This is a genomic window from Anaerolineales bacterium, from assembly GCA_037382465.1.
GTDB lineage: Bacteria > Chloroflexota > Anaerolineae > Anaerolineales > E44-bin32 > WVZH01.
This window is the reverse complement of sequence record JARRPX010000001.1, coordinates 99,358-108,116: the sequence shown is the minus strand read 5'-3', so window position 1 is coordinate 108,116 and position 8,759 is coordinate 99,358. Positions and strand designations below refer to the sequence as shown.

7 protein-coding genes are annotated in these 8,759 nt (G+C 57.8%); 4 read left to right on the top strand and 3 right to left on the bottom strand.

Translation table 11 applies throughout. The features are described from left to right. From carB to P8Z34_00445, 3 genes are all read left to right on the top strand, one after another. Positions 1–2,972: carbamoyl-phosphate synthase large subunit (gene carB, locus P8Z34_00455; GenBank protein ID MEJ2549136.1), on the top strand; the 2,972-nt coding region annotated here is incomplete at its 5' end. A gap of 39 nt (positions 2,973–3,011) precedes the next feature. Further along, positions 3,012–3,737, top strand: a complete 726-nt coding sequence (locus P8Z34_00450) for a hypothetical protein (protein MEJ2549135.1) — start codon at positions 3,012–3,014, stop codon at positions 3,735–3,737. 54 nt (positions 3,738–3,791) lie between these two features. Beyond that, a complete protein-coding gene (locus P8Z34_00445; protein MEJ2549134.1) occupies positions 3,792–4,982 on the top strand; it encodes a vitamin K epoxide reductase family protein in 1,191 nt (396 codons plus the stop codon). A gap of 104 nt (positions 4,983–5,086) precedes the next feature. On the opposite strand, the gene P8Z34_00440 is transcribed toward P8Z34_00445, so the two are convergent. Next, a complete protein-coding gene (locus tag P8Z34_00440) occupies positions 5,087–6,154 on the bottom strand; it encodes a glycosyltransferase (protein MEJ2549133.1) in 1,068 nt (355 codons plus the stop codon). On the opposite strand from P8Z34_00440, the gene P8Z34_00435 reads away from it, so the two are divergent. After that, the gene (locus P8Z34_00435) at positions 6,153–6,980 is read left to right on the top strand and encodes a mechanosensitive ion channel family protein (protein ID MEJ2549132.1); all 828 of its coding nucleotides are present in this window, start codon (positions 6,153–6,155) and stop codon (positions 6,978–6,980) included. The two genes, P8Z34_00440 and P8Z34_00435, sit on opposite strands and share 2 nt — an antisense overlap. 68 nt (positions 6,981–7,048) lie before the next feature. Here P8Z34_00435 and P8Z34_00430 read toward each other — a convergent pair whose 3' ends face one another. Both P8Z34_00430 and P8Z34_00425 read right to left on the bottom strand, forming a co-directional pair. After that, positions 7,049–7,417 (bottom strand): P-II family nitrogen regulator, encoded by a 369-nt coding sequence (locus tag P8Z34_00430; protein MEJ2549131.1) that lies wholly within the window; start codon positions 7,415–7,417, stop codon positions 7,049–7,051. 14 nt (positions 7,418–7,431) lie between these two features. After that, on the bottom strand, positions 7,432–8,658 hold the full coding sequence (locus tag P8Z34_00425) for an ammonium transporter (GenBank protein MEJ2549130.1): 1,227 nt from the start codon (positions 8,656–8,658) through the stop codon (positions 7,432–7,434). Between the last annotated feature and the right edge of the window lie 101 nt (positions 8,659–8,759).

The window sequence follows — 8,759 nt, the reverse complement described above, 5'->3', positions numbered from 1 at the left end:
TTGCGTTATCGGAGAGCGGGATCCTCGACCGCTACAACGTGGAATTGATCGGCGCCAAACTCGAAACGATCCGCCTCGCCGAAGACCGGCTGCTTTTTAAAGAAGCCGTGGAAAAGGCAGGGTTGTCCTGCCCCACAGGCGGCCTGGCCAGGTCGGTGAAAGAAGCGCAAGCGATCGCCCGCGAAATCGGCCGTTATCCGATTTTATTGCGCCCATCGTTCACCCTCGGCGGCAGCGGCGGAAGCATCGCCTACGGCGAAGATGAGTTCGCAGCCAAAGTGGAATTCGGATTGCAGGAAAGCCCGGTCGATACCGTTCTGATCGAGGAAAGCCTCATCGGATGGAAGGAATTCGAATTGGAGGTCATGCGCGACAACGCAGGAAACTTCGTCGTCGTCTGTCCGATCGAAAACCTGGATCCGATGGGCATCCACACCGGCGATTCGATCACCGTCGCCCCCACGCAAACTCTCACCGACCGGGAATATCAGGTTTTACGCGACCAATCCCGCATCATCATCGACGTCGTCGGCATCGAAACCGGCGGCTCGAACATCCAGTTCGCCGTCAATCCGCGAGACGGGCGCGTGCTGGTGATCGAGATGAACCCTCGCGTGAGCCGTTCATCCGCGTTGGCGAGCAAGGCGACCGGCTTCCCCATCGCCAAAATCGCCGCGCTGCTGGCAGTGGGTTACACACTGGACGAAATTCAAAACGACATCACCCAGACAACCGTGGCAGCCTTCGAACCCAGCATCGATTACGTGGTGACCAAGATGCCGCGCTGGGCCTTCGAAAAATTCCCGGGTGTAGATCCCACCCTGGGAAGCCAGATGAAATCCGTCGGCGAGGTGATGGCCATCGGACGCACGTTCCGCGAGTCGTTTCTGAAGGGATTGCAGTCCCTCGAACTGCCAAGGCCGTCCTTCCCGACCGCCGAATACCGCATGTGGGACGGCGAATTGGACAGCCTGGGACATCCCACCGACAAACGTATCTGGGCCGTGTGGGAAGCGCTGCGCCAGGGCAAGACGGTGGAGGAAGTCGCCGGGGCGAGCCAATTCGACTTGTGGTTCACCACGCAGATCGCAGAGATCGCCGCCCTGGAAAAGTCGCTCACCAAGTATCGATCGTTGAAAGAGCTTCCGCAGGATCTGCTCCGGGTAGCCAAGCAGACCGGCTTCAGCGATGAACACATCGCCTGGCTGCTGCTGCAATCCGATCTGTCCGAACCAGAACCCAGCCTCGAATCCCCGCAGATCGACGCGATGGACGTGCGCACCCGGCGTATCGCCGCAGGGATTCTGCCAACCTATCACGTCGTCGATACCTGCGCCGCCGAATTCGAATCCTACACGCCTTACCTCTACAGTTCCTATGAGACGGAGAGCGAGGCCGAACCTACCGATCGAGAGAAAGTCATCATCCTGGGCAGCGGCCCCAACCGCATCGGGCAGGGCATCGAGTTCGACTACTGCTGCGTCCACGCCGCATTCGCCTTGCGCGAGGCGGGGTACGAAGCAATCATGATCAACTGCAATCCGGAAACAGTCAGCACAGATTACGACACGTCCGATCGGCTGTACTTCGAGCCGCTCACGCTGGAGCACACACTCAACATCATCGAACGCGAGCAGCCGATCAAGGGCGTCGTCGTGCAGTTTGGTGGGCAGACGCCGCTCAAACTTGCGGCCGCCCTCGAGCAGGCCGGAATCACCATCCTCGGCACCTCTTTCGATTCGATCGACATCGCGGAAGATCGCGGCCGTTTCTGCCAATTGATGGACGAGTTGGGCATTCCCGTGCCGGCACACAGCATGGCACAGTCACTCGATGAAGCGCTCCAGGCCGCTGCGGAAGTGACGTATCCGGTGATCGTGCGTCCCTCCTACGTTCTGGGAGGGCGCGCTATGGCAATCGTCTACGACGATGAAAGCCTGGGCCAATACATCCAGAGCGCCTTCCAGGCGGCCCCGGGACAGCCCATCTTGATCGACCATTATCTCGAGGACGCCTACGAAATCGACCTCGACGCCATCGCCGACGGCGAGCAGGTGGCAGTGTGCGGTATCATGCAGCACATCGAAGAAGCCGGCATCCACAGTGGGGATTCGGCATGCGTGCTGCCGCCCTATAAAGTGTCCGCCTATCACCTCTCCCACATCCGGGAGTACACCGAACAGATCGGCCAGGTGCTCAAAGTGTGCGGGCTGATGAACATCCAATTCGCCGTCAAAGACGACATCGTCTACATCCTGGAGGTAAATCCACGCGCCAGCCGCACCGTTCCTTACGTGAGCAAAGCCACGGGTTTCCCCCTGGCCAAATTGGCCACCAGGGTCATCATGGGTTCGGATCTTTCCCAGGTTGGATTGGGCAGTGACCCCAAGGTAGGTGGTTTCTTCGTCAAAGAGGCCGTGCTCCCCTTCAAGAAATTCTTCGGCGTCGACAGCCGCCTGGGACCGGAGATGCGCAGCACGGGAGAGGTTATGGGCCACGCCAAAGACTTCGGTCATGCATTCGCCAAAGCGCAGCTCGCCGCCGGCAATTCGCTGCCGCTGTCGGGGACCGTGTTCATCAGTGTTAACGATTACGATAAAAGCAACGCGCTCAAGCTTGCCCGCGATCTCTCGCGACTCGGCTTCAAGCTCGTCGCCACACAAGGCACGGCGGCGTTTTGTTCGCGCGCCGGCCTGGAAGTCGAAAGGATCAACAAGGTCAGCGAAGGCAGCCCGCACGTTGTGGATCTCATCAGCAGCGGCGAAATCGATCTGGTCATCAACACCCCGCTGGGTTCAGAAGCCTACAGCGACGGTTCCAGGCTGCGCATGGCCGCCGTTCGATTTGGCGTTCCCAACACGACCACCCTCAGCGCGGCGCAGGCGGCGGTCAACGGCATCCAGGCCCTGCGAGCACGGTCGCTGAACGTTTGCAGTTTGCAGGAACATTACCGCATGAACGAGTCGTCATAACGCTGACATCGCAGCCTCTGAACGTAAAAGGCTAAATCGATGCCCGACTTTTTCCCCATCTTGATCTTGAACGCCCGGCCTGCGGCCGGGAAAAGCGAAATCATCAACTACCTCCAACATCAAACCCTCGACGACCGGATCGCCCGCTTTCACGTCGGACCGATGCACATACTCGACGATTTCCCCATGTTGTGGGCCTGGTTCGAAGAAGACGACCTCCTCTCCCACATTTTTCACCGCCCGCGCCTGCACACGACACCCGAGGGCTATTTCATTCACGACGATTTGTGGAACCTGCTGATCCGCCGGCTTGATCTCGACTACCAGAAGTGGATTCGAGACGAGCAGGAGGCGCACACCTGTATCATCGAGTTTTCCCGTGGAACGTCGATTGGCGGCTATCAAGCCGCATACCAGCACCTGAGTGACCAGGTCCTGAAACAAGCCGCGTGTTTGTACATCCAGGTTTCGTACGAGGAGTCGAAGAGGAAGAACCAACGCAGAGGGAACGTCGATCGATTGGACAGCATCCTCGAACACAGCCTCGGGGACGATAAAATGGAAGCACTCTATCGCTACGACGATTGGCATTCGTTCAGTGCGAGCGATCCGGATTTCCTTCTGGTCAGGCGTTTCAAAGTGCCCTATACCATCATGGATGACGAAGACGACGTAACAACACAAGGTGATGATGCATTGGCTGGCCGCTTAAAAAACAGCCTGGACCATCTTTGGGCATTGTGGCAACAACGCCAGGAGGTATAATTTGGGGACTCATTTCACGCCAACATTTGGATGTTTTCTCGTTCAGGAGCCTTCATGAAACGCGCGATCGTAAGTCTGAACCTTCTCCTCAGCGTCCTGTTTGCTCTACTGCTGCCCATGACGGCAAGCGCACAAAAAGATGCCAACGTAAAGGCGGTCCTGTTTTACAGTCCCACGTGTCCACACTGTCATCTGGTGATCTCGGAGACTTTGCCTCCGCTGTGGCAAACCTACGGGGGCTCGATCGACATCTATCGATCTGCAGCGGCCACGGAAGAGGAAGCAGCGGAACCGCCGTTTGTTGCGTTTCTGGGCGAACAACTTTCGGTGTTGTACGTGGATGTCGCAACCCAGGAAGGCAGCGAATTCTTTACCGCCGCCCTCGATGCGTTCGACCTCCCGGAAACTGAGGGGTACGTCCCGACGATGTTCATCGACGATCTGCGCCTGGTGGGCAGCGGTGACATTCCCGCTCAACTCCCCGGATTGATCGCAAACGGATTGGAAAATGGCGGAATCGATTGGCCTGCATTACCGGGGATCGATCAGATTCTTTCCGGATTGGCATTCGAAACGACGGTTTTGGCTGAAGCAACACCGGCCGCTGCGGGGGCAGAAAACCCCGAAGAGGCCGCCGCGATCGACATCGAAACGGGAAGCTCCGTAATCGAGCGATTCAAACAAGATCCATTGGCCAACAGCATTTCCGTCGTCGTCCTGCTGGGCATGCTCGTCAGCCTCGGCTTCGTCTTCACCAGTCTGCGCAATCCGCACATCCAACGCAGCCCGGTTCCCCTGCATTGGGCGATCCTTCCGCTGTTGATCGCAGGAATCGCCGTCGCCGGATACCTGTTCTACGTGGAAAGCAGCGGGACGGAGGCCGTCTGCGGGCCGGTCGGAGACTGCAACACCGTACAAAACAGCTCCTATGCGGTATTCCTCGGCATCATTCCCATCGGCATGATGGGCATCATTGGTTACATCGCCATCCTGATCGCGTGGGCAATGACGCGCATTTTCTCAGATCGCATATCCGATTACGGGCTCATGGCCATCTTCACCATGGCCATGTTCGGTACCTTGTTCTCCATCTACCTTACATTCCTGGAGCCCTTCGTAATCGGCGCTTCGTGCGCCTGGTGTTTGGCCTCCGCCGTTCTGATGACGGCGATCCTGGTCATGAGCGCGAAACCAGCAGCGCATGCGTATGCCAGAATCCGCAAAGCGATAACCAAGCGCAACTAGCTTTCCACACTTCCCGACACACTTCGGAAAACACGTCCACCGACCCGGGTAGCTAAAAGCGGTTTGTTTATCCCAACTTCCAGAACGAAGTTATCCAACGATGATCAGGCTACGGCCCACCAACTCACGCCTTCTTCCAGGCCCATCTGGACCAACCGCTCGCGAATCAAAGCGCGTGCGCCGCGTGAGCCTACCGCTGCCAGGACGACGGGATTCTCGTATCGCGCCAGGCAAGCCGGCAGTTCCTCAGGTGGAATGATCGGCCGATTCCGTCGTTTGCGTCCAATTTTGCGCGGATCGATGTCCACGAATGCCTGCAGCGCCGCCCCTTCGGCGAGCAGATGCTTGGACAAACGCCGGCCCATCTGTCCTGCGCCCCAGACGATCACCGCATCTCGCCCCGCCAACGGACCCTGACAAAGGTAGCGCGCTTTGGCGCGTAGAAAATTTTCTACCGAATAGCGAGAATCCGTGCGCGTCAGTCTTGCACCATGATCCCGCCAGAAAAGCAGCAGTTCCGGCACCTTGGCAAACCTCGCACCATCAAGATGCATACGCAGCCACAGGTCGTAATCTTCCGGCCAGCCGCGATCCTGATACGCGCTCACACGATCGACCCAGGTGCGCCGCATCATGACCGACGGATGAGCGAGCGGACTTTCGATATAAATTGCGTTGGCGATCGCCTGCGTGCTTACCAGGCTGTTGAGCCAGTCTGTGTAAATTCTAAACCCCTCACGCACCCCCTCGGCAGGGAAGTGTTCAACCAGGCAGCCGACCGCAGCGATATCCGCATGGGCATCCAGATACGCCGCCTGCTTTTCCAGCCGCGCGGGATGGGATCGATCGTCGGCGTCCATGCGGGCGATCAACGCTGCCCGGCAGTATCGCAAACCCTCGTTCAGCGCGTCGATGATCCCCGCATGCGCAATCGTCACAACGCGTATGCGCGCATCGTGCCTGCGCCAATCTGCCAACTTATCGGCGGTCGCATCGCCGGACCCATCGTCCACGGCCACGATTTCGATGTCTGTAAGCGTCTGGGTGACGAGTGACCCCATGGCTTCGTCGACCGTTTCGTCCACGTTGAAGCAGGGCATCAACACAGACACCATCGGTGCAGGTGTGCTATCATCGGAAGAATGAACTTGATCTTCGGGGAGGTCTTGCATGAATCTGTCCAATCTGAGCTTCGATGAATGGATCAACAAGATCGTGGACTTCCTGCCACGACTAGGCTTGTCCCTGCTCGTCCTGCTTATTGCCTACTGGATTGCCAGAGTCCTGAAAAGACACGTTCGCCGGGCCATGAAACGCCGCAAGCTCGACCAGGAGCTTATTGTACTCCTGGAAATGCTCACGCAGTGGGGCACACTCACGCTCGGGATCGTACTGGCTGTGGAGCAAATCGCTCCCGGACGCTTCAGCAGTCTGATCGCCGGGCTGGGAGTCGCCGGCATTACCATCGGCTTTGCGTTACAGGACGTAGCCAAGAATTTCATCGCCGGTTTGCTGCTGCTCATCCAACAACCCTTCGAAATCGGGGACAACATCGAGGTCGTCAGCTACGGGGGTACGGTGTTGGAAATATCGCTGCGCTCCACCACCCTGCGTACGTGGGACGGACGACACGTAATCATCCCCAACGCGGAAGTTTATCTCAACCCGATCATCAATTTCAGCGCCGCGCCTCGCCGGCGAATCGAGTTCACTGTTGGCGTAGCGCCCGATTCCGATCTGAGTAAGGTCACTCGCGTCGCGCTCGAGACACTTACGGAGAACGTCGCGGGGATCCTGCAGGAACCGGCTCCGCAAATCGTGTTCTCCAATTTTGGGGATTTCACCATCGATTTCACCGCATATTACTGGATCGACACCGGTGAGGCAGGGGTCTTGAAGGCGAAAAACGAGGGGGTTATGGCCATCCAACGAGCTTTCGAGCAGGAAAAAATCGAGATGCCGTTTCCAACCTACGTTACGATTACGCCGAAAGGATAGCTGCAAGGAAAAGCCCGGCCGGGACCTTACACCCGGCCGGGCTTGCACACCTGCATCGCGAGCTTGCACTAGCGAGTGTCGATATCCCCCTCGTACATCAATGCTTCCTTGCCCCGCTCGCCGGTCCGCACACGGACTACCTCATCCACCGGATAAATGAAGATGACACCATCCCCCTGTTCACCCGTGACTGCGGATTCGCGGATGACCTCGATGGTCTTCTCCAGGTTATGGTCGCTCAGAACGATGTTCAATTGGATCTTCGGCAGCATGTCGACTTTATAGGTACCGGATCGTCCGGCCAGCGAAAGTCCGCCTTGTCGACCATGACCGCGGATTTCGAGTACGTTCATGCCGACGATACCGATCGATTGCAGTGCAGCTTTGACGTCATCCAATTTTTCTTCACGGATGATCGCTTCGATTTTCTTTGTCATTGGGTATCCTCTCCTTAGCTATATGCGCGCTCTGCGTGCTCGCTGATATCGAGCCCGGCTTCCTCCGCGTTTCTCGAGACGCGAATGCCCATCACGATGTCCAGCACCTTGGCGGTTACGTACGTCACCGTGAAGGCGAACACGATCACCACAAGCGAAGCGCCAAGCTGCCTGAAGAATTGACTCGGATTGCCGTAGAACAAACCGTTTGCACCACCGGCGTTCACAGCCGTTGTGGCGAACAATCCGGTGGCCAAAGCGCCCCAGAAACCTCCCAGACCGTGGCACGCGAACACATCCAGGGATTCGTCGACCAGCGTACGGCCCTTGATGTATTTGATGGCATAGTAACTGATCGGTGCCGCAACTGCGCCGATGACCAGCGCTCCCAGAGGGGTCACAAAACCCGCACCGGGCGTCACCGCGACGAGACCCACAACGGCGCCGGTGACGATTCCCAACACGCTGGGTTTGTTGTCCATCCAACTGAGCAGCATCCACACAAAACCCGCCGCGGCGGCTGCGGTGTTGGTGGTGACCAGCGCATTCACGGCCAATCCGTCAGCGGCCAGCGCACTGCCGCCGTTGAAACCGAACCAACCCATCCACAGCAGCCCGGCGCCAAGCACCGAGAAGGGGATGTTGTTCGGGCCGAACGAGACGTTCCCGAATCCCTTACGTGGTCCGATCGCCAATGCGAAAGCGAGCGCCGAGAAACCGGCCGTGATATGTACGACGGTGCCGCCGGCGAAATCCAGCGCGCCCAATCCGTCGGCGCCCAGGATGCCACCCGGCCCCCAAACCCAGTGCGCTACGGGATCGTAAATCAGCGTCGCCCATAGCAAGCTAAACACGAGGAAAGCCTTAAAACGTACACGTTCTACGAACGCTCCGGTGATCAAGGCCGGCGTGATGATGGCAAACATCATCTGAAAGGCGGCAAAAAGCATGTGGGGGATGGTCGGCGCGATCGCCGCCGGATCAACCCCAACACCATTGAAGCCGAGAAAATCCAGACCCCCCACCAGACCTCCGACGTCGGAGCCAAAAGCCAGCGAGTAACCGTAGATCACCCACTGTATACTGATCAAGCAGATCATGATGAAACTCAGGTTCAACGTCGAGAGGATGTTCTTCTTACGCACCATGCCGCCGTAGAAAAAAGCGAGCGCGGGTGTCATCACCAGCACCAGCGCTGTTGAGACAAGTACCCATGTTGTGTCTCCTGTATCGATTTGCATTTGAGCCCTCCTTAAGAATATGCGTAACGTGGATCGCTGATATGGTTGAATTACAGATGCAGGTATTCGTTTACCGAAGCTGAAATTCCAGCCAATCGATG

Excerpts from the sequence above, each read along its gene's own strand:
- P8Z34_00440 (MEJ2549133.1), bottom strand. The coding sequence starts at position 6,154 with ATGCAAGACCTCCCCGAAGATCAAGTTCATTCTTCCGATGATAGCACA.
- P8Z34_00430 (MEJ2549131.1), bottom strand. The coding sequence starts at position 7,417 with ATGACAAAGAAAATCGAAGCGATCATCCGTGAAGAAAAATTGGATGAC.
- P8Z34_00445 (MEJ2549134.1), top strand. The coding sequence starts at position 3,792 with ATGAAACGCGCGATCGTAAGTCTGAACCTTCTCCTCAGCGTCCTGTTT.
- P8Z34_00450 (MEJ2549135.1), top strand. The coding sequence starts at position 3,012 with ATGCCCGACTTTTTCCCCATCTTGATCTTGAACGCCCGGCCTGCGGCC.
- P8Z34_00425 (MEJ2549130.1), bottom strand. The coding sequence starts at position 8,658 with ATGCAAATCGATACAGGAGACACAACATGGGTACTTGTCTCAACAGCG.
- P8Z34_00435 (MEJ2549132.1), top strand. The coding sequence starts at position 6,153 with ATGAATCTGTCCAATCTGAGCTTCGATGAATGGATCAACAAGATCGTG.